Origin of the sequence: Corynebacterium tuberculostearicum, assembly GCF_022347235.1 — a bacterium.
GTDB lineage: Bacteria > Actinomycetota > Actinomycetes > Mycobacteriales > Mycobacteriaceae > Corynebacterium > Corynebacterium tuberculostearicum_F.
Map to the genome: position 1 here is coordinate 186,176 of NZ_JAKRDX010000002.1, position 19,401 is coordinate 205,576.

19 protein-coding genes and 1 tRNA gene are annotated in these 19,401 nt (G+C 59.5%); 12 read left to right on the plus strand and 8 right to left on the minus strand.

All coding sequences use genetic code 11. From position 1 onward, the window contains the following. Positions 1-49 precede the first annotated feature (49 nt). Positions 50-469, minus strand: a complete 420-nt coding sequence (locus MHK09_RS01990; RefSeq protein ID WP_005326453.1) for a Fur family transcriptional regulator — start codon at positions 467-469, stop codon at positions 50-52. Positions 470-539: 70 nt separating this feature from the next. Next, on the minus strand, positions 540-830 hold the full coding sequence (locus tag MHK09_RS01995) for an ArsR/SmtB family transcription factor (RefSeq protein ID WP_005324221.1): 291 nt from the start codon (positions 828-830) through the stop codon (positions 540-542). Positions 831-1,014: 184 nt separating this feature from the next. Between MHK09_RS01995 and MHK09_RS02000 the strand changes: the two genes are divergently transcribed. From MHK09_RS02000 to MHK09_RS02010, 3 genes are read left to right on the plus strand one after another with little or no spacing between them, the layout of a single operon-like run. Next, positions 1,015-2,394, plus strand: coding sequence for a glycine--tRNA ligase (locus MHK09_RS02000; RefSeq protein ID WP_005326454.1), 1,380 nt, complete (start codon positions 1,015-1,017; stop codon positions 2,392-2,394). A gap of 2 nt (positions 2,395-2,396) precedes the next feature. Then, positions 2,397-2,906 (plus strand): hypothetical protein, encoded by a 510-nt coding sequence (locus MHK09_RS02005; protein ID WP_250412515.1) that lies wholly within the window; start codon positions 2,397-2,399, stop codon positions 2,904-2,906. Next, positions 2,906-3,346: a hypothetical protein gene (locus MHK09_RS02010; RefSeq protein ID WP_250412516.1), complete on the plus strand. Its 441-nt coding sequence runs from the start codon at positions 2,906-2,908 to the stop codon at positions 3,344-3,346. Before MHK09_RS02005 ends, MHK09_RS02010 begins: the two co-directional genes overlap by 1 nt. A gap of 105 nt (positions 3,347-3,451) precedes the next feature. Here the strand turns inward: MHK09_RS02010 and MHK09_RS02015 are convergent, their stop codons facing one another. Then, positions 3,452-5,479 (minus strand): TPM domain-containing protein, encoded by a 2,028-nt coding sequence (locus MHK09_RS02015; RefSeq protein WP_250412517.1) that lies wholly within the window; start codon positions 5,477-5,479, stop codon positions 3,452-3,454. Between the two features lie 54 nt (positions 5,480-5,533). Between MHK09_RS02015 and MHK09_RS02020 the strand changes: the two genes are divergently transcribed. Together MHK09_RS02020 and MHK09_RS02025 are read left to right on the plus strand one after the other, a co-directional pair. Continuing rightward, on the plus strand, positions 5,534-6,109 hold the full coding sequence (locus MHK09_RS02020) for a YdcF family protein (protein WP_250412518.1): 576 nt from the start codon (positions 5,534-5,536) through the stop codon (positions 6,107-6,109). A 48-nt stretch (positions 6,110-6,157) separates the two neighbouring features. After that, entirely contained in the window at positions 6,158-7,450 is a 1,293-nt protein-coding gene (locus MHK09_RS02025; protein ID WP_250412519.1) for a deoxyguanosinetriphosphate triphosphohydrolase, read from the plus strand. A gap of 147 nt (positions 7,451-7,597) precedes the next feature. On the opposite strand, the gene MHK09_RS02030 is transcribed toward MHK09_RS02025, so the two are convergent. Beyond that, positions 7,598-7,831: a barstar family protein gene (locus tag MHK09_RS02030; RefSeq protein ID WP_005324236.1), complete on the minus strand. Its 234-nt coding sequence runs from the start codon at positions 7,829-7,831 to the stop codon at positions 7,598-7,600. 2 nt (positions 7,832-7,833) lie between these two features. Then, the gene (locus tag MHK09_RS02035; RefSeq protein WP_250412538.1) at positions 7,834-8,295 is read right to left on the minus strand and encodes a guanyl-specific ribonuclease; all 462 of its coding nucleotides are present in this window, start codon (positions 8,293-8,295) and stop codon (positions 7,834-7,836) included. 211 nt (positions 8,296-8,506) lie between these two features. Between MHK09_RS02035 and dnaG the strand changes: the two genes are divergently transcribed. Further along, entirely contained in the window at positions 8,507-10,429 is a 1,923-nt protein-coding gene (gene dnaG / locus MHK09_RS02040; RefSeq protein WP_250412520.1) for a DNA primase, read from the plus strand. Positions 10,430-10,503: 74 nt separating this feature from the next. Here the strand turns inward: dnaG and MHK09_RS02045 are convergent, their stop codons facing one another. Continuing rightward, on the minus strand, positions 10,504-10,785 hold the full coding sequence (locus tag MHK09_RS02045; protein ID WP_005324241.1) for a hypothetical protein: 282 nt from the start codon (positions 10,783-10,785) through the stop codon (positions 10,504-10,506). 156 nt (positions 10,786-10,941) lie between these two features. Between MHK09_RS02045 and MHK09_RS02050 the strand changes: the two genes are divergently transcribed. The 4 genes from MHK09_RS02050 (at position 10,942) to MHK09_RS02065 (ending at position 14,466) form a co-directional block, all read left to right on the plus strand. Further along, positions 10,942-11,091 carry a hypothetical protein gene (locus MHK09_RS02050; protein WP_250412521.1) on the plus strand — a complete coding sequence of 50 codons (150 nt, stop codon included), beginning with the start codon at positions 10,942-10,944 and terminating at the stop codon, positions 11,089-11,091. 127 nt (positions 11,092-11,218) lie between these two features. Beyond that, the gene (locus MHK09_RS02055; RefSeq protein WP_250412522.1) at positions 11,219-12,496 is read left to right on the plus strand and encodes a phosphatase PAP2 family protein; all 1,278 of its coding nucleotides are present in this window, start codon (positions 11,219-11,221) and stop codon (positions 12,494-12,496) included. A gap of 84 nt (positions 12,497-12,580) precedes the next feature. Next, positions 12,581-13,762 (plus strand): non-hydrolyzing UDP-N-acetylglucosamine 2-epimerase, encoded by a 1,182-nt coding sequence (gene wecB / locus MHK09_RS02060; protein WP_250412523.1) that lies wholly within the window; start codon positions 12,581-12,583, stop codon positions 13,760-13,762. A gap of 38 nt (positions 13,763-13,800) precedes the next feature. Next, positions 13,801-14,466: a DUF1707 SHOCT-like domain-containing protein gene (locus tag MHK09_RS02065; RefSeq protein ID WP_250412524.1), complete on the plus strand. Its 666-nt coding sequence runs from the start codon at positions 13,801-13,803 to the stop codon at positions 14,464-14,466. 616 nt (positions 14,467-15,082) lie between these two features. Here the strand turns inward: MHK09_RS02065 and MHK09_RS02070 are convergent. Beyond that, a tRNA-Asn gene (locus MHK09_RS02070) sits at positions 15,083-15,155 on the minus strand. A 174-nt stretch (positions 15,156-15,329) separates the two neighbouring features. On the opposite strand from MHK09_RS02070, the gene MHK09_RS02075 reads away from it, so the two are divergent. Next, positions 15,330-16,559, plus strand: coding sequence for a hypothetical protein (locus MHK09_RS02075; RefSeq protein ID WP_250412525.1), 1,230 nt, complete (start codon positions 15,330-15,332; stop codon positions 16,557-16,559). On the opposite strand, the gene MHK09_RS02080 is transcribed toward MHK09_RS02075, so the two are convergent. Further along, positions 16,547-17,398 (minus strand): hypothetical protein, encoded by an 852-nt coding sequence (locus MHK09_RS02080; RefSeq protein WP_250412526.1) that lies wholly within the window; start codon positions 17,396-17,398, stop codon positions 16,547-16,549. The genes MHK09_RS02075 and MHK09_RS02080 overlap by 13 nt on opposite strands. A 212-nt stretch (positions 17,399-17,610) precedes the next feature. Here MHK09_RS02080 and MHK09_RS02085 point away from each other — a divergent pair, with 212 nt between their 5' ends. Next, complete coding sequence (locus tag MHK09_RS02085) at positions 17,611-19,401, plus strand: glycosyltransferase family protein (protein ID WP_250412527.1); 1,791 nt, start codon at positions 17,611-17,613, stop codon at positions 19,399-19,401.

Below are 19,401 nucleotides of genomic sequence, written 5' to 3' on the forward strand. Positions count from 1 at the left end.
TGGAGGCTGAGGTGAGGGGGAGTGGCTGCGCGCGAGGGCGTGCGGCCGTTTAGGCGGAGGCGGCGCAGTCGCTGCAGATGCCAAAGACCTCGGCATCGTGGCCGGTGAGCTCGAAGCCGTACTCCTTGGCCACGGAGGTGGCCCACTTTTCAATGGGGCCGCCGTCGATTTCCTCGGTGCGGCCGCACTTGGTGCACACCAAGTGGTGGTGATGGGCGTCGGTATCGCAATGACGGTACAGGGTTTCGCCATTGGGCATGTGGAGAGCGTCCACTGCATCGATATCGGTCAGGGACTGCAGGGTGCGGTACACGGTGGTCAGGCCCACCTTTTCCTCGCGCTCCTGGAGCTCGTGGTAGATCTCCTTGGCGGAGGCGAATTTCTCCATTTCCCGCAGTACCTCAACCACTGCGGTGCGCTGTTTGGTATTGCGCGCGCCTAGCTTGGGAATACTGTCGTGTAAAGCCATGCCCTCAATATTATCAGTGCTTTTTCAATAACTGCACAGTCAGGCGGCTTTTTATGCAGGAGGGGAGGGGCTAGGAGGCGATCTTGGCGGCGTCGGCAAGCAGGTCCAAAACCCGCGGCGCAATGAGCGAGTAGGTTACCTCGCGGCCGCTGCGCTCGGAGTCCACGATGCCTGCCTGCTTGAGCACGCGCAGGTGCTGGCTGATAAGGGGCTGGGACTTGCCGGTGGCCTTGACCAGCTCATGGACAAAGTGATCGCGCTCGGCCAAGCGGGAGATGATTGCGATGCGTAGGGGCGAATCAAGGGCAGCGATAACGCCGGCAGCCGCAGAAGTATTTGGGGCCTTGTAAGTGGTCGTCATAGGGAATGTCACCTTCAATTAAATACCTATTACCTGTCGGTTACCCTTATATTACCCGATACTTGCAATACGTTGTATTTATTTCAGATTAAATTCATGCCCCAATCCCACCGCCGGGAAGCGCTTCGGGTTAGACTGAACGAGATTGTCAAGACTGTCCCCTACCAGAGGAGTCCGAAAACTTATGGCATCCGTCATCGATACCGTTGTAAACCTGTGTAAGCGCCGCGGCTTGGTCTACCAGGCAGGTGAAATTTACGGCGGTTCCCGCTCCGCGTGGGACTACGGCCCTCTTGGTGTAGAGCTCAAGGAAAACATCAAGCGCCAGTGGTGGCGCCACATGGTGCAGTCCCGCGCAGACGTCGTGGGCGTAGATACCTCCGTCATCCAGCCGCGTCAGGTCTGGGTATCCTCCGGTCACGTCGAGGTCTTTTCTGACCCGCTGGTGGAATCCCGCCACACCGGCAAGCGCTACCGTGCCGACGACCTTATTGAGGCCTACGAGGAAAAGCACGGCCACGAGCCAGAAAACGGCCTGGCAGATATCAATGACCCAGAAACCGGCCAGCCGGGTGACTGGACCGAACCGAAGGCCTTCTCCGGTCTGCTCAAGACCTTCCTGGGCCCGGTGGACGATGAGCAAGGCCTGCACTACCTGCGTCCGGAAACCGCACAGGGCATCTTCGTTAACTTCAAGAACGTGATGACCTCCTCGCGCATGAAGCCGCCGTTTGGCATCGCGAACATCGGCAAGTCCTTCCGCAACGAGATCACCCCAGGCAACTTCATCTTCCGTACCCGCGAGTTCGAGCAGATGGAAATGGAGTTCTTCGTCAAGCCGGGCGAGGACGAAGAGTGGCACCAGTACTGGATTGATGACCGCTACAACTGGTACGTGGACCTGGGCATCAAGGAAGAAAACCTGCGCCTGTACGAGCACCCGAAGGAAAAGCTCTCCCACTACTCCAAGCGCACCGTGGACGTGGAGTACGCCTTTGGCTTCAAGGGCTCCAAGTGGGGCGAGCTGGAAGGCGTGGCCAACCGCACGGACTATGACCTGTCCGTCCACGCCAAGGGCTCGGGCGAGGACCTGTCCTACTACGACCAGGCCAATGACGAGCGCTGGATTCCGTACGTCATCGAGCCGGCCGCCGGCCTGGGCCGTTCTATGATGGCCTTCCTGGTGGATGCCTACGACGAGGAAGAGGCTCCGAACGCCAAGGGCGGCACCGATAAGCGCGTCGTCCTGCGCCTGGACCGCCGCCTGGCACCGATCAAGGTGGCCGTACTGCCGCTGTCCAAGAAGGAAGAGCTCTCTGAGCCCGCCCGTAAGCTGGCCGATAAGCTGCGCGCACACTGGAACGTGGACTTTGACGTCTCCGGCGCCATCGGCCGCCGCTACCGCCGCCAGGATGAGATCGGCACCCCGTTCTGCGTCACCTTCGACTTCGACACCCTCGAGGACGATGCCGTGACCGTGCGCGAGCGCGACACCATGGAGCAGGAGCGCGTGAAGCTCGATGACCTCGAGGCTTACCTCGCCGCTCGCCTGATTGGGTGCTAGTAATGCATTACACCAGCTGGGATCGCTCCGATCGCGCAAAGCCCGTGCTCTTGGCCGAGGAAGGCCCGGAGCAACTGGGCGTATTCTCGGAGCATTCCGCGGAGGTGGACGGCCACTTCTGGCGTACCGAGGTCAGTGACCTTGGCGCCTCTGCCACACTTGCCGACGGCTCCATTTACCGCCTCGCCGGCCGCCCCGGCCGCGACAAGCGCCTAGAGGTATCGCTCAACGGCCGTACCTTCACCTTCATCAACGAAAACAGCGGCGACTGGATCATCGATGACGTCGATGATGAAAAGGTAGGGCAGTTCACCGCCCGCAATTCCGGCGTGCGCAAGGCCATCCTCGAATTCGAGCACGATGCCGAGGGCCTGACCACCGCGGAAATCGCCGGTCTGAGCTGGTTTACCCGCGTCATCCTGGATGCCAATACCCAGGGCAAAGCCTGGGCGTGGATCATCACCTTGGTCCTGGCGTCCATCGTCGCCCTCGTCGCGCTATTCGTCCTCTAATGCCTATCCAGTGGACCTGGCGCGCGGGCGCTCTCACCAACGCCGAGGGGTACGAGCTTGCCTCCGTGCGCGACGGCGTGCTTGCCACCGCGGCCGGCGAGCGCCTCACCTTAGAATCCTCGCTGGATTCTTCCTCCCCGCGGTTCTTCCTGCGCGCGCAGACCGCCGCGGGCGAGGACTTCTCGGTCACCCAGGCCGGGATTACCGTCACCCGCCTGCGCGCGACCTGCGCCGACCGCGAGTACCTTCTCGAGCGCCGCAACCCCTTCCGTCGCGAGCGCCGCATTGTGGCCCGCGGCACGGGCGCCGAGGTTGCCAGCACCGCGCCGGCCGGCGATGGCCTCCGCGTGAGCGTGGGCGAGCTGCCGGAGCTCGACGCCATCTTCTTGAGCTACGCCTGCGCGCTTCTCGACGCCACCCCGCGCTCCCTCCGCACCTAGCCCAGCGCCCCGGGAAGTCGGGCCACGCGCGCGAGCCTAGAGCCGGGCTGCCGGTCCGTCTGGCGGGCTGCCGGGCCGTGAGGCGGTCTAGGCGGGAAGGGCGGGCTAGAAGGAGCCGCCGCGGAAGCCGCCTCCGCCGCCACCGCCGCCGAAGTCTCCGCCGCCAAAGCTGCCTCCACCGAAGCCGCCGCCTCCGAATCCACCGCCGAAGCCGCGGCCGCCGCTGAGCATCTGGCCGAGGACCATACCGGTTACGACATTGCCGGCGGCGTTGCCCATCTGCTGGCGCTGCTGACGGCGGCGGTGTTCGTCGATGTCCTCCTTGGCGCGCTGCAGCGCCGCCTGGGCGGCGGCCACCGCCTCGCGGGAGGACTGCAGGGCGGCGCGGATATCGCTGCGCTCGGTGTGGAGGGCTTGGGCGTGGAGACGTTTGGCGTCGGCAAGCGCGGTGCGCGCACCCGAGCCGATGATGCGCCCGCGGGAGGAAATGAGGTCTTCTGCGGCCTGGATATTGGATTCCGCCACGGAAATCTGCTGGCGGAAGAGGTCTAGCTGGCGCGCGTGCGTGGAGGTCTTCTCGCGCACGCGGTCGAGCGCCTCATCTAGCTCGGTATCGATGGAGGTCAGCGCGGTGTGCTGGCCCAACGGATCCTGTTGGCCGTGGGCCTTGGCCTCATCTACGGCGCTGCCGGCGCGGCCGAGCAGCTCTTCGAGTTTGTCCCAATCCGCGGTGGTTCCCTGGGCCTTGCCTTGGCGCTCGAGCTCGCGGGCCTCGTTGATCTCGCCCTCGACCTCGGCAATAAGCGCCTCGAGATTGCCGCGGGCGGTGGCGATATTCTCCTCGGCGTTTTCCACGCCGGAAATGAGGCGATCCGTCATCTCGCAGGCGTGCTCGATATCGCGAATAAGTCCCACCAGCGGACCCTGCTGGCCGGCCGGCTGGGCCTGGACCCCTCGGGCCTTGTCGAGCAGTTTCTCGGCCTCATCGAGCGAAGCGGCGGCAAGCTCGGGGTTATCGGCAATGGAGGAGAGCACGTGCTCGTCATAGTTGGACTTCAGGCCGGCCAGCGTGGACTCGGCCTCCGGCAGGCGGGCGCGCAGGCCCACGGTGCGCTGGGTGAGCTCGTCCAGCTTTTCATCGGAGTGGATGAGCAAGTCGCGCATCTTGGCAAACTCCTCGGCCTGCGCGTCGAGGGCGTCATCGGCCTGGCCGCAGGAGGAGACGATTTCTACCAGCATTTGGCGGCGCTCGGCCGGGGACTCCGGCACGGCATCATCCAGGCGCTGGCGCAGGTGGAAGGCCTTTTGCAGGGTAGAGGTGGAGTGGTTCATTGCCTTGGTAAAGGGGCGCACGCGCTCGGGGCCGAACTCGGAGAGCGCGATATTGAGCTCCTCCTTGCCGCGGCGGATGGACTCATCGGTAGAGACCAACTCCTCCTGGGCCAGCTGGTCCAAGGCTTCCAGAGGCAGGCGGTTTAGCTGATCGGTATCGCCCGGGGCGATCTCGCGGGCAGACTCCAGCGTCTGCGCATTAGTTTTCTTGGTGTTGCGGCGCGAGTAGTACATGATTCCGCCACCGGCGGCGACGATGGCGGCCGCGCCACCGCCCAGCCACGCCAGGCCAGAGGAGTCGGAGGAATCGGAGGCGGGGGAATTGCCCAAGGCGGCATCAGCAAGCGCGAGGGCCGAAGCCCCGTACTCGTCGCTGGCCAGCTCGTCATAGGCGGCGTCATACATCTGATCCAGCCGGCCCTTGGGCCACGCATCGCCGGTCTGCACACCCATCTTGCGATCATTAATGGAAAGCGCATAGACCGCGGAATTCGGCCCCTTGTCCTTGACTGCCGCTGCGGCAAAGGTTTCCGGATCCGTGCCCAACTCATCGGTGATGTAGACGAAAAGGGTTCGGTGCTCGTCTTTTTGCAGCTGGCCAATCTTCTCCCTGAGCTCGGCCTTTTCTTGGGTGCTTAATACGCCCGCATCATCGGTAACCTTTTCCGTGAGGGTTGCCGTACCGGTGCCCTGCGCCACCGTGGTGGTCTCGGCGGCGAAGGCAGACCCCGCACCGACGGAGGTGCAGCCCAAAATGAAAGCGGCAATGGCCGCGCGGCCCAAACGTGCACTCAAATTCATGCCCACCACTTTACCGGCTTAACTTAGCGCTCTGGCAGGTAATGTAGTGGGGCAGTGAAGTACGCAATTGTTTTAGGAACCGCCCAATACGATGGCCGCCCCTCCCGCATCCTGGCCGGCCGCCTGCGCCATGCCGGTGAGCTCGCCACCGCCGAAGGGCTAGAGGTCATTACCGTGGGCGGCAAGCTGCCCGGGGATAGGTTTACTGAGGCAGGTGTTGGCCGCAGCTACCTGCGCGAGCACTTCCCGCACCTGACCGTGCACGCGGTGGAGGAGGGGATGGATACCCGCAGCTCCCTGAAAGCGGTCAAGGAAGCCTTCGCGCTTTCCGACGCCACCATCATCACCGATCCCCTCCATCGCCCGCGCACCGCACTCATCGCCCGCCAAGAAGGACTGAAAGCCACGGTGTCCGGCACGCCGTACTATCCGGCCGCGCGCTTTTCTAAACCCTGGTGGCGCTACCTTGCCCACGAAACGGGTGGCGTAGCCTATGCGTTGGTGGCCGGCCCTTTGCCGCCGCGCGGCGCTGCGGCGCTGCGCAATGGTTTCTACCGCGTGGAGCAAGTGCTGCGGCCCAATCAGAAGCTGCGGCATCAGACGATTCAGCAGGAAGACGACCGCGCTTAAGCCACGTTGCTCACCCACAAGGCCTGTTGGCGGAATAAACTTGGCGCCGTGACCTATTCTTATTCCGCCGCCGACTTTGCCCGCCTGGCCGATGAAAAGCCGAAGGGCTCAGCCTTCCACCCCGTGGAGGAGCACCGCGGGCTCTTCGCCCGCGACCGAGCCCGCGTGCTGCACTCGGCCGCGCTGCGCCGGCTAGCGGATAAAACACAGGTCGTCGGCCCGCGCGACGGCGATACCCCGCGCACCCGGCTGACCCACTCGCTGGAGGTGGGCCAAATCGCGCGCAGCATCGGCTCCGGGCTCGGCCTCGATCCCGATCTCTGCGATATGGCCGGCCTGACTCATGACATCGGCCACCCGCCCTATGGCCACAATGGCGAGAATGCGCTCAATGAGGTTGCCCTCAACGGCTTTGAGGGCAACGCCCAAACCCTCCGCATCCTCACCCGCTTGGAGCCGAAGGTCATCGTGGACGATGCCCGCGGCGGACCCCAAAGCTTTGGCCTCAACCTCACCCGCGCGGCCCTCGACGGCGCCTGCAAATACCCCTGGACCAAGACCAACCCGGATGGCACCACCAACCGCAAGTACGGCGCCTATGACGAAGATGCGCACCTTTTAGACTGGCTGCGTGAGGGCCATACCGATAACCGCAAGTGCATCGAGGCCCAGGTCATGGACTGGTCCGATGACATCGCCTACTCCGTGCACGACGTGGAAGATGGCATCATCTCCCGGCGCATCTCATTGAGCGTGCTCTGGGACTTGGTGGAGCTGGCCCAACTAGCGGAAAAGGGTGCGAAGGCCTTCGGCGGCACCGCCGATGAGCTCTTGGAGGCGGCAGATAGCCTGCGCAACTTAAGCGTCATCAACGCCATCGGCGATTTTGACTATTCCTTGCGCGACTATGCCAACTTGAAGAAAATGACCTCGGAGCTCGTCGGCCGCTATGTCGGCGCGACCGTGGGCGCCACCAGCGAGGCCAATGCCGATCTCATCGCGTCCAATGGCCTTGGCCGCATGCATGGCGACCTCGTCGTGCCCAAGCAAGCCGAAGCCGAGGTCAAGTTGCTTAAAACCATCGCCGTCCTCTACGTCATGGACGAGCCTGCCCATCTAGCCCGCCAGGACCGCCAGCGTGAGCGCATCTACCGCGTCTACGACTACCTCGTTGCCGGCGCCCCCGGCTCCCTCGATGCCACCTTCCGGCTGTGGTGGGAGCAGGCCGATACCGACGCCGCCCGCGACCGCGCCATCATCGACCAGATCGCCTCCATGACCGAGTCCCGCCTGGAGCGTTTGGCTCGGCGGAGCGCGGAGCTGTCGGGCTTCCTCAGCTAAACCTGGCCCACCCGCACCGTTTGAGTTAGGTCGAAACTCATCAGGCCGATCTGAGCGCGAAAAGGCCGAATTGAGAGCTCACAACCCTCAATTCGGCCTGATATCTATGGACCTAACGCCCCATCCCCAGTCCCAGGGCCCGACTCGCTAGCGCACCAACTTCACGCCCTGATCCTCCAAAACGGTGGCAACGCCCTCCAGCTCAGCGTCCGCGATTTCCATGTCGGAGGCAATGATGACGGTGGTGCGCTGCTCGCGCAGGAAGTCCGCGAGGTCATCGAGGTTGCGGGGTCCGCAGTCCTCGCAGCCGCGGGTGCGGCCAAGCGCGTTGAAGAAATCCGCGCGGGTGCGGATGTGTTCAGTAATGAGGATGCGTTGCATGATTACTCCTCCGCGTCCGGGATAGAACAGAAGCTTTCATAGTGGTCATCGGTGTAGTACCACACGTCCGGGTCGGTCTCGCTGCCGCCGCCGGTGATGATGCGGCGGGCGCCGCGGTTCTTGCTGCCCGGGGTTTCTACCGTGTATTCGCGGTAGTAATTCTTGTCCTGCTGCGGCAGGCGTCCCTCGTAGTTGCCAAAGCGGGCGTTGTCATTATCCGGGTAGTCATAGGGGCCACCGGCCAAGATATCGTCCGCGGTGTCCTTGGCCTCGGCGGGGAGGGAAGACATCTCGCAGGTATCGGCGTTGCCAGCCTTAGCGCCACCTGCGGACTCAGACGGCGAAGAAGAAGAGGAATCATCGTTGCCGCCGAGGTCGAAGCCGAAGTAGCCTGCAACGACGGCAAGCGCAAGGCCGCCGAGGGCCACTGGGAGCGATTTCTTAGACGCTTGGGACTTGGGCATACCTTTATTCTTGCAGGTGCAGCGGTGAATACCGAAATCGGCCGGCGCTGCCAACAAGGCCAAAAATTCCCCCGTCACGGGGGTAGGTAAAGGCATGCGGAATACACCCCATCAGAGGGTAATTTCCGCCCAAACCGTGAACCCACAGGCACCATACCATCCTGGCCCAGCCATTTGAACATTCCCGCCGCGCGCGGGGTAGTCTGTACGCATGGCAAAAGGCAGAATTCCGGACAGCGACATCCAAGCTATCCGTGAACGCGCGCCTTTAGAAGAGATCGTGGGCGAGTACGTTCAGCTCAAGCCCGCCGGACACGATTCGCTGAAGGGGCTCAGCCCCTTCAAGGATGAAAAGACCCCGTCCTTCCACGTGCGCCCGCAGCGCGGTTACTATCACTGCTTTTCCACTGGCAAGGGCGGCGATGTCTTTAGCTTCCTGATGGAAATGGAACAGGTCTCCTTCCCAGAGGCAGTGGAAGCGGTAGCGCAAAAGATCGGCTACCACATTAACTACCAGGGCGGTTCCACGGGCGCGCGCAATGAGAAGCCTGGTACCCGCCAGCGCCTCATCGCCGCGAATAAGGCCGCGCACGAGTTCTACCGTCAGCAATTGGAGACGCCGCAGGCGGCCACCGCGCGCGATTTTCTGCTGGATCGCGGCTTTTCCCGCGAGGTCATCTATGACTTTGAGTGCGGCTATGCGCCGGAGGGCTGGGACACCGCCACCAAACACCTGTTGCGCATGGGCTTTTCCTTCGAGGAGCTGGAGGCCGCCGGTATCTCCAAGATGGGCAAGCGCGGTCCCATTGACCGCTTCCATCGCCGCCTGCTGTGGCCCATCAAGGACCTATCCGGCAATGTGATTGGCTTTGGTGCCCGCAAGCTTTTCGACGACGACAAGCTCGGCAAGTACATGAACACCCCCGAGACCATGCTCTATCGCAAGTCCAAGGTGCTCTTCGGCCTCGATTTGGCCAAGCGCAATATTGCCGATAACCACCAGGCCGTGGTGGTGGAGGGCTATACGGATGTCATGGCCATGTATGCCGCAGGCGTCAAGACCGCAGTCGCATCGTGTGGCACCGCCTTTGGTGGCGAGCACCTCCAGGTGCTACGCCGGCTCATGCTCGATGATTCTTATTTCAGCGGCGAGCTCATCTATACCTTCGACGGCGATGAGGCAGGGCAGAAGGCCGCCATGCGCGCCTTCGATGGGGAGCAGAAATTCACCGGCCAGTCCTTTGTCTCCGTGGCGCCCGACGGCATGGACCCGTGCGATCTGCGCCTGCAAAAGGGCGATGCCTCCGTGCGTGAGCTCATCGCGGACCGCATCCCCATGTTCGAGTTCGTCATTCAATCCGTCATCGCGGAGTACCGCATCGATACCGCGGAAGGGCGCCTGCAAGCCCTGCGCCGCGCAGTCCCCGTGGTGGCGCAGATCCGCGATCAGCCCTTGCAGCGCGAGTACGCCCGCCGCCTTGCCGGTTGGGTGGGTTGGGCCAATCCGGAGGAGGTTCTCCAGCAGGTCCGCGCGGAGGCGCGCAAGCCCAAGAAGGCCGAAAAACCCACCATCCGCCGCTTCGAAAACGCGAAGCAGCAGCCGGCGCAGCAGGATGTGCCGATGATCCATCCGCCGAGCCCCAAGGAAACCCACCTGTGGCCACAGCGCGAGGCCCTCAAGCTGGCCTTGCAGATGCCGCAGGTAGCAGGCTCGTACTTCGATGGCATTACTGCCGACGCCTATACTAACGACGCCTACCGCCTCGTCCGCCAGGCCATTTCCACCGCCGGTGGCGCCGCCCAGGGCGCGTCCATGCCGGCCGTGGAATGGATTGCCGCAGTAGCCGGCGAGATGCAAGATCTCACCGGCCGCAATTTCGTCTCCGAGCTCGCCGTCGAAGCAATCTTGCCTACCGACGTCGGCCCCGAAAAATACGCCGACTCTGTACTTTCCCGCCTGCAAGAAACTGTGGTGGGCGATCAGATAGCCCAGCTTAAGGCCCGCCTCGGCCGCATGCGCCCCTCCGATGATGAGGCCAGCTATAACTCGCTCTTCGCCGACCTCGTCGCCCTCGAGCAGGCCCGCCGCGAGCTTAATGACCGCGCCTTCCGCGGCACGCCTCCCCAAGCATAAGAATCTCCCCTCGGCACACGACCAAATCGTCGTCGCACCGAGGGGAGAGGCCTACAGGCTAGCTTGTTACCGACCTAGTCCTCATCGGGCTCATAAATGCGGTCCGCATTATCCACCTGCGATCCGCGCAGCCGGCCCTTGCCCTTGCGCTTGGAGGACAAATCGCGAACCTCGCGCATGCGCGGTTCTGGGTCCAGGCGATTAGCCACCGCCTTGCGTGCCGAGGTGACGGCAGACTTAGTCACGGGGGAGTTGACGGCCTTTTCGTAGGCGCCCTTGATCTGGTGGTAGCGCTTGCGGCCAGCCTTAGTGCCAAAAACGTATCCTGCTGCGGCGCCGAAGACGAATTGGATCATTATCTAGCGTGTCCCCTTATTCCAGTCCGAGTAAAAGTTCCCCACTAGCCTACCGCGAAGCTTTGGCGCGCGCCGCCAACCACGAGTGAGGGGTGGCGCTAGCCCCGCATTGGACTAGCACTTTTCATGGCGCGCAATACGCGCTAGTTTGAATGTGTGGAAAATAACAAGCGCAGGGATTCGGCGGCGGCTTCAGCAGTGGCGCTGGCCGCGCTTTTTACCGCGAGCATTTCTGCGGAATCTTCCGGCCACCAACCGGATACCGCCGCGGCGCACCAAGGCCCCAATTGGCCTGAAGAGTGCTGAGCGGTGACCGCAAAGGTCTACCCGCCACTCCGCGATTGTGCATGCGAGTTTAGTGTCGCGTTCACTTCCCCTTAACTTTAGCTAGATATTATTCGTAGGAATTTGATGCTAGTAAAAGGTTTCTACGTTGAAATATCGGAATAATTTTCGCCCCGCAGTCCGTGGGCTCGCCCTGTGTGCGGCTACTGGGCTGACTATAGCCCTCGCACCGTCGGCCACAGCCCTTCCCGTAGCCGTGCCCCAGCTGCGTGAGCCTGTCACCCAGCAGACCACCGGCCCGGCCCCAGTCCAGCACCCCGGTGCGCCGGTTCCTGAGCCGTTTAGCACGGACTATATCGCGGGCTTTGAATCCGATGTCTCGTCTTATCAATTTGGCAACTATTGGCAGGTAGTCCAGCTTTTTGATCACATCAAGGCCCAGCCAGAAATCCGCCAAGAAAATATGGACAAGGCCGTGGCCATCAATAACGCCGCAGCCGGTGACCCCGCTTTGATCCGCCGCGCGCAGGCCGATGCCAAGGCCAGCTCCACCAGCGTGCTCAACGCGGTTTCTGATTCCATGGGCAAGAACCTAGGCGATGCCTTCCGTGCCGCCTTGGCCGAGCACCGCCTGCCCAAGACCGAATACCTCCTAGGAAATGGCTATGCGGCCCGCGCAGGCGGACTGGCCAATTCCACGATGTCTGAGAAGTACTACTTCAACTATCAACGCCCGTACCAGCGCGCGCCGCAGGCGATTAAGCGCTTTGACGATGGTTCCAAGGATCTTTATCCCACCTCGCCAGCTTTCCCTTCGGGCCACACTAATCAGGCAACGTGGATTACCACGCTGATGTCCTTCATGCTGCCTGAGGTAGGTCCACAGCTCATGCTGCGGGGCGCGGAGGCCGGCAACCACCGCGTGGTCCTAGGAGTGCATTACCCGCTGGATGTCATCGGCGGCCGCATGACCGGCCAGGCCGCCGCAGCCGACCGCCTCAATGACAAGCGCATGCGCCATGCCCTATGGGAAGCCTCGATGGAAGTGCGCAAGGAAATTAAGTGGCGCACCGGCAAGACGGTGGAAGAATTGGTGGCCCAGGATAGGGCAGAGGGTACCGACTACCGCTCCACCCAGGACGCGGTAGCCGAATATTCGAAGTTTATGGACTATGACTTCGCCCCGCGCTACCGAACCGACGCCCCGATGGTCGTCCCACAGGCAGCCCCAGTGCTGCTTGCCGCATCCCATCCAGAGCTCAGCTGGGACCAGCGTGCCGAGGTGCTACGCCAGACTGCGCGCCCGGCCGGCAATCCATTGGATTGGCAGGCAGAAGGCGGCTCCTGGCAGCGCCTCGACCTAGTCCGCGCCATGGCGGCCAAGGTGACCATCACTCCAGACGGCGGCGTGAGTGTCAGCGGCTAACGATTCCAACAAGCCGCGTGGGGTACAACGCTCCCGCACATGGTTCAATAAAGAAGTATCCCCATCAACAAAAGGAAATGAGTAATGACTAAGCCCAAGGTAATGACCATCTACGGCACCCGCCCGGAAGCTATCAAGGTGGCACCGGTCATTAAGGCGCTGGATAAAGATGAGCGTTTTGAATCTATCCCGGTCTCTACCGGCCAGCATAAAGAGATGCTGGAGCAGGTCAACACCATGTTTGGCATCCAACCAAAGCACGATCTGGGGCTCATGAAACAGGGACAGGGGCTTAACGAGCTTGTCTCCCGCGCGATTGCGGGTCTGGATTCCATCCTTGAAGAAGAACAGCCGGATGTCATTATCTCCCAGGGGGATACCTCTACCGCCATGGCCGCAGCGCTCGCCGGCTTCCATCGCGGGGTAAAGATCGTTCACCTTGAAGCAGGTTTGCGCACCGGCGATATCCACTCGCCGTTCCCAGAAGAAGCCAACCGTAAACTCATTGGCCAGGTAGCCGAGCTGCACTTGGCTCCTACCGCTGGGTCGATGGAAAACCTGCGCCGCGAGAACGTTCGTTCCAAGGATATCGTGGTCACTGGTAATACCGTCATTGACGCTCTCTTAGAAGCAGCCTCGTGGGACACGAAGTTCGAGGACCCTGCCCTGCAGGAGGCTGCAGATTCCGACAAGCGCCTCGTCGTTGTGACCACCCACCGTCGCGAAAACCTGGAAGCTATGAAGGAAATCGGCGGCGCAGTCAAGGATCTCGCTGAGTCCTACCCGGAGATCAACTTCGCTCTGCCTTTGCACCTGAATCCTAAGGTGCGCGAAGCAGTTCTCCCGGAGGTTGAGCACCTGCCGAATATTATCATTACCGATCCACTGCCGTATGACCAGTTCACCCAGCTGCAAAACCGCGCGACCATCATCCTTACCGATTCCGGCGGAGTCCAGGAAGAGGCTCCCGCGCTGGGCAAGCCGGTTCTGGTTATGCGCCAAAACACTGAGCGCCCCGAAGCCGTTGTCGCCGGCACCGTGAAGCTGGTGGGTACCAACCGTGAGCTCATCGTGGCTGAGGCTAAGCTTTTGCTTTCCGACGACGCCGCTTTCCAAGCCATGGCCAACGCCGTTAACCCTTATGGCGATGGCAAGGGCGCGCAGCGCGCCGTCGCCGCCATCGCGGAGCTGACCGGAGTAGGCGAGCGCGTAGACGACTTCCTGCCCGAGGTTGATTCCTCCAAGGCCGCCCAGAATAAGAAATAACCTGCGCATGGGGGAGATATAGCGGATATAATAGAGGTATGAAACCGCTGGATATCCGTTGTAATCACCAAGAGCGCATGAAGGCTGCAGACATCCTGGGGGATGCGCTGTCAGCCGGTCAGATCGACCTCGAGGACTTTGAATCGCGCTCGGCAGCGTGCGTGGACGCAACCACCCGTGCCGAGCTCATCGAGCCCCTCGCAGACCTTGTGGAGGACCCAGAAGTCCTTCTTTTCGGGCAAGAACGCCAAATCGCAAAAGCATACTCGGGGCACCAAGAATCCAACGCGATTGCCAAAGTAGAACAGGCTATCCAGCAAGTGCAGCCCAACGTGGACGCTCCACGTTCCCTCGCGGTGGGTCTGTTTGGGGGTTCGACCGTTAGTGGTGGGGCAGTAGCACGTACTCTCACGGCCTTGGGCGTTTTCGGTGGCGTAGACGTCGACCTTGCAGGAGCGGCGCTGCGCAATCGCACCACTACCATTAATGCCGTGGGGCTTTTCGGAGGCACCGACGTCTACATTCCAGAAGGATTCCGTGTCCGTGTTGACGGCTTCGGCCTATTTGGCGGTCACGACCTCAAGGTTGAGCACGGCGCCATCCATCCAAATGACCTTCCGATAGACGCGCCAGAAATCGTCGTCAACTGCATCAGCCTCTTCGGCGGCGTAGACGTTCACGTGGGGCGCCGATACGGTGGTTAAAGAGGACGATAGGAGCTAGAGGGCGTATCTGGAATTAGCGCTTGTCTTCAGACACTCTGACAACACTTTTCCGGCCCCCTCGAGCCAGCTTTGGAAGACCCACGGCAGTCTTCGGCCTACAAGGAGCATTTAAATTGCTCGGGGCGCACTACACATCTAGAAGCCGGTCTAGCGTGGTGGACAACGGTACAACCACGCGTACCGGTGTTCAGCCGCACGGGGGCCGCTGCCTCCTGCAAGGCTTGCCAATGCCAAAGACATCCGACTTCAATTAAAAATAGATTTGAAGCCGAGATCTGCAGGGCACATTTTAAACTTGACTAACAACTCAGAACTTGGCAGGGCAGTCTAGCCCGGCAATATCGCGCAGACCATCAAAGTCGCCGGCCAGGTGGAGACACGAAAAATCTACGACAAACCAATCCAGGATTCTCCTCAACACTGCCGTCCGGTGGCTTCAAGGATTCCAGTTTGGTTCTCTTACTTAGCTGTCTTCGGGCTTAATGCGCTTGTGTATAAGCAGTACTTGCACCACAGCGTTTAAAAATTGAATTTCTGAAGAAATATAGACAAAAACGCAAATAATCCCGCTTAGTGCTACTAAGCGGGAGCTTTGCTCCTCCAACTGGGCTCGAACCAGTGACCCTTCGATTAACAGTCGAATGCTCTGCCAACTGAGCTATGGAGGAATAAGATCGTCGTTTTGAGAGGTGCTATGCGCTAACCGCTCTGTGCGACGTTTAGTAACTATATTAGTGGGGTGCGTTCAAGGCAAATCGCCAGGTGATCGCCTATTAATCTTCGTTTTAAAGCCTTCGAAATGTCGTGCACGGAAAGCAGAGAAATCTAGCTAATCTAGGGTTATGCCTAGTGAAATTTGCTTCGAGCCGTTGCGTTGGGATTCAAAAGCCATCGTGCTGCGGACGAACCTGACGTATCGCAAGTCTGTATCAGGGCGTTTGATGCGGGCGGTCCGGTCGCGCCTGCCGGAGCGACGTCTGGATGTGCATTTTCGCTTTAGCAGGCCATTAGAAGTCAGTGGGGATGCACTCGCATTGGCAGCCTCCACTTTGTGCGGAGCGGCGTTTGAACGGATTAAGTTTGCATTTCCGGTTGCATCGGGAACTCAACAAGCAATCGAAGCTTGGACTAAATCGGAGGTTGAGGCTCAATCGCACGTGGGGACTAGCGAACCCTCCCTGAGGGATGTTGGCCAGTCAGAGTTGCGTAACAAGGTGATCCTGAATTTTTCAGGTGGTTTCGATTCACTGGCCTCCCGCTATCTTTTGCCCGCAGACCACCAGCTGGTCTCCCTTGATTTCGGGGGACGGTTTGCGCGGGAACGACAGTTCTTCAAGAAGTTTGACCCACTGGTCATCGAAACGAACATTACAGAGACCCCACTACGTAAAAACTCCTGGTCCTTTTTGGGCCTGGGAAGTATTTTGGCCGCCGACTCTTTGAACGCGGCCTATTGCTCGTTTGGTGCCATTTTGGAATCGACACGACTGCAACGAAACACTCCCTATGAACGCAATTCCACCTTCCCTCCGTTTGCGGCAGCTGGTCTGAGAAATGCGCCAGTGGCGCAGGGGCTATCGGAAGTTGGAACAGTCAGGGTCTTGGAACAGTTCGCGCCAGAACTTATCGCGGAATCTTTTAGTTCTTTGGCAGGACCGAGAGAAGAAAAACACGTGCGAAAGTGGGCTCTTGTGGAGGCGTTTCGTACTTTCGAAGGTCTAGACAGAGAGCCATTACCGACGCCGGTTCATCCCGAAGTGCCTCAGTACAAGGTAGGCCAAAGGTTTGTTGTTGACTTAAGTGCGCTCACCGTTGCCTGGCTTGGGCGACCAGACCTTGCAACCTGCATGGTGAGCGGCGCTGAAAACAAGCTACTGCCAGCAGCGCGTGAACTGGACTTGGGATTCATGCTTCGCGCCGATAAGCGCCTTTATCGCAACTATCCAGCTCCGCTCATGGCGCGACTTGAGGAACAACTACGTGCGGCGGGCATTGAACGGTATACGCCGAAAGACGAAGAAGCCTGCGAAGACGTTCGTCAGTTTGTTCTCGGTCTTGCTCAAAGCGAGTAAGTAGTCGAGAACTCATCGTCGGCGAAGAACTCCTCCCATTCACCGTTTACAGCGATAGCAAAGTCGATTACGCCTTTGAGGACGTACAGTGGTGGAGAAGCGTGTCCATCGCCCCAATCGCCAACAAGGAATCGTCGACGTTCGGCGGAATCTTCCGTGGCTTGAGCCCAGGGGGCTAGGTGGTGGCTGTTATGGAACTCATCCTTCTCGTTGGTGAGATAAGCGACGTAGTTAGGAAACGACTTCGCGTAAAGGGGCACCAGATCTGTTGTCGCGAGGGCATTAGAAATATCGTCACTCTTCCAGACTCTTTGTGCGTATTGCTTAACAGCGGCTTCGTGATATTCGGCGATGTTTGTTTGCGGGTTCGATACCACTGCCAAAGAATTAGGGAATTGGTGCGAATAATACAAAGCTGCAAAGCCACCGGCCGAGGAGCCGTAAAAGATTAGGTTCGATGCATCGAGATCCTTTTGCACTTTTTGAAGGATTGCCACTAGCTTTGCTTGGAATTTACAGTCATTATCTCCTGTAAACCAGCCAATTCCGCAGCCACGTTCGAGCATGGGATCGGAAACAAACACGATGTTTGCCTCCGATCCTTCAGTAAGGCGCTCGCCAGTAAACAGCGGGAGGGACGTCTGTGAGAGGTCTGCTGCCGCATGAAATACGACCAGAGTAGTAGCGGCATTGCGATCCTGAATATGCAGCTCTAATAGCGTCTGTCCACAATCGATCACATTAATTCCGCTACGGACGGGCTCGTCGAGGAATGCGTCGAAATTTCGATGCAATACGACGTTGACTGAGTAGCGTGAATAATTCCTTACGAAAGCCATGTCACGAATCTTAGTGCACACCTCTTTGCAGAAGGGCTATGGTTAACAGGGCCTATCTTGACGAGAATTGAGGTAACACAGGCACCATGAACGTTAAGCAGCTGCGTACCGCCTTTTGGCACTTTCGGCACGGTGGCTTAGGCCAACTGAATCGATACCTCGAGCTTGAGGAGCGTAAGCGATTGGAGTCCTCAGAGAACGAGGAGGACCGCGTGGCACTTCAGAATGTTGTGCGCAGCGAGCGTCGGGGACTTGATCCGCTCGCTTTTCCCGAATACACGGTAGATGCCCGCCGAGAGAAGCCCTTCGAGGCTGTGACCGTGGGAGTTATTCTTGATGATTTCTCTCATTTGGCGTGGGGAAATGAATTCAGCACCGTAGATTTGCAGCCCCAGAAGTGGCGCGAGCAAGTCGAAACTGGAATCGATCTTTTGCTTGTCGAGTCGGCTTGGCAGGGAAATAGTGGTGCTTGGCGGTATCAAGTTGTCGGCAGCCAAGCTCCCTCGGATGAGCTTCAGGAACTAGTTGCAGAATGCCGTAGGCGCGCTATCCCGACGGTGTTCTGGAATAAGGAAGATCCAGTTCATTTTGATGACTTTATTGCGTCAGCGAGGCTGTTTGATTTCGTCTTCACCACAGATGCAGACAGTGTAGAAAAATATCGAGAAGAAATTCCAGATTCTTATGTCGATGTTATTCCTTTTGCGGTACAGCCTGCTATTCATAGTCCTATCCGCGACGGTGATCGTACGAAATATGGGCGTGGTTCCGTATGCTTTGCTGGCACCTATTTCCGCGAAAAGTTTCCTGAGCGCGGAGAGGCACAACGGCTTATCCTGAGCGCTGGAGCCGAGGCCTGCGAAAACCTCAATAGCTCCCTGACTATCTACTCCCGCAACGAAGACGTCGATGAGAAATATCAGTTTCCGGCGCCCTTGACGGATTGGGTGGTCGGTGCATTGCCTTATTCCAAGATGCTGTCGGCATATCGCGCTTTCAAGGTATTTCTAAACGTCAATACCGTTACTGACAGTACAACGATGTTTTCGCGTCGTGTTTTAGAGATCGCAGCCTGTGGTGGTCAGGTAATTAGTACTCCCGCGCAGGGCATCGATTCTTTTTTCCCGCATCAGGAAATTACCACCGTCAATGATACACAGCATGCTGCAGCCGTCATCGAAAGCGCGGTGCGTTCTGACTTGGCTCGTGCTAAGCAAGTTCATCGAGCGCAGCGAGTCATTTGGGATGCACACACATATACGCATCGAGCCGCCAAGATTCTCAAGGCAGTGGGAATTACGGCGGATACTCGTGTAGTTGGTTCTGTTTCTGCAAGTGTCATCATCTCGACTAATCGGCCTGAACGCCTTGCCGGAGCATTAGAGCAAGCGCTTGGGCAAAGCGAGGTGGATTACGAAGTATTGGTACTCACGCATGGTTTCCACGCGGAGGACGTAGTGGATGTAGATGGCTATGGCGCCGTACGCTTCTTTTATGCGCCTTCGACTGAGTCTTTGGGGTCATGTCTAAACCAGCTTGTCTCGCATGCGCACGGCGACATTGTCGCGAAGATGGACGACGATGATATTTACGGGCCGTACTACCTGCACGATCAAATTAACGCACTGCGGTTTTCCGGAGCGGATATCGTTGGCAAACAAGCCGCTTATCTCTACCTCGAGTCGACGAACGAATTGGTCCTGCGTAAAGAATGGAATGAACACTCCTGGGTAGAACTTGTCCTTGGAGCTACGCTGACCGGATGGAAATCGGTATTTGAAGCTCACCCGTTTGCGGAGTTGGGTAAGGGCGAAGATACGCAGTTCTTGCGGGATGTCCAGGAGTCTGGTGGTCGGATTTATTCAGCTGATCGCTTCAATTACATCCAATACCGAGGTAAAGGCGCTCATACTTGGGACATTAACGACGACGCGTTGAAGCGCAGCGGGCGTGTCGTTAGCTACGGCTGTCACGCGGACCACGTGTTGGTGGGAAAGGAATAA

Bases quoted from the DNA above. Each gene is read 5' to 3' on its own strand.
- MHK09_RS01990 (WP_005326453.1), bottom strand. From the start codon at position 469: ATGGCTTTACACGACAGTATTCCCAAGCTAGGCGCGCGCAATACCAAA.
- MHK09_RS01995 (WP_005324221.1), bottom strand. From the start codon at position 830: ATGACGACCACTTACAAGGCCCCAAATACTTCTGCGGCTGCCGGCGTT.
- MHK09_RS02000 (WP_005326454.1), top strand. From the start codon at position 1,015: ATGGCATCCGTCATCGATACCGTTGTAAACCTGTGTAAGCGCCGCGGC.
- MHK09_RS02005 (WP_250412515.1), top strand. From the start codon at position 2,397: ATGCATTACACCAGCTGGGATCGCTCCGATCGCGCAAAGCCCGTGCTC.
- MHK09_RS02010 (WP_250412516.1), top strand. From the start codon at position 2,906: ATGCCTATCCAGTGGACCTGGCGCGCGGGCGCTCTCACCAACGCCGAG.
- MHK09_RS02015 (WP_250412517.1), bottom strand. From the start codon at position 5,479: ATGAATTTGAGTGCACGTTTGGGCCGCGCGGCCATTGCCGCTTTCATT.
- MHK09_RS02030 (WP_005324236.1), bottom strand. From the start codon at position 7,831: ATGCAACGCATCCTCATTACTGAACACATCCGCACCCGCGCGGATTTC.
- MHK09_RS02035 (WP_250412538.1), bottom strand. From the start codon at position 8,295: ATGCCCAAGTCCCAAGCGTCTAAGAAATCGCTCCCAGTGGCCCTCGGC.
- dnaG (WP_250412520.1), top strand. From the start codon at position 8,507: ATGGCAAAAGGCAGAATTCCGGACAGCGACATCCAAGCTATCCGTGAA.
- MHK09_RS02045 (WP_005324241.1), bottom strand. From the start codon at position 10,785: ATGATCCAATTCGTCTTCGGCGCCGCAGCAGGATACGTTTTTGGCACT.
- wecB (WP_250412523.1), top strand. From the start codon at position 12,581: ATGACTAAGCCCAAGGTAATGACCATCTACGGCACCCGCCCGGAAGCT.
- MHK09_RS02065 (WP_250412524.1), top strand. From the start codon at position 13,801: ATGAAACCGCTGGATATCCGTTGTAATCACCAAGAGCGCATGAAGGCT.
- MHK09_RS02075 (WP_250412525.1), top strand. From the start codon at position 15,330: ATGCCTAGTGAAATTTGCTTCGAGCCGTTGCGTTGGGATTCAAAAGCC.
- MHK09_RS02080 (WP_250412526.1), bottom strand. From the start codon at position 17,398: ATGGCTTTCGTAAGGAATTATTCACGCTACTCAGTCAACGTCGTATTG.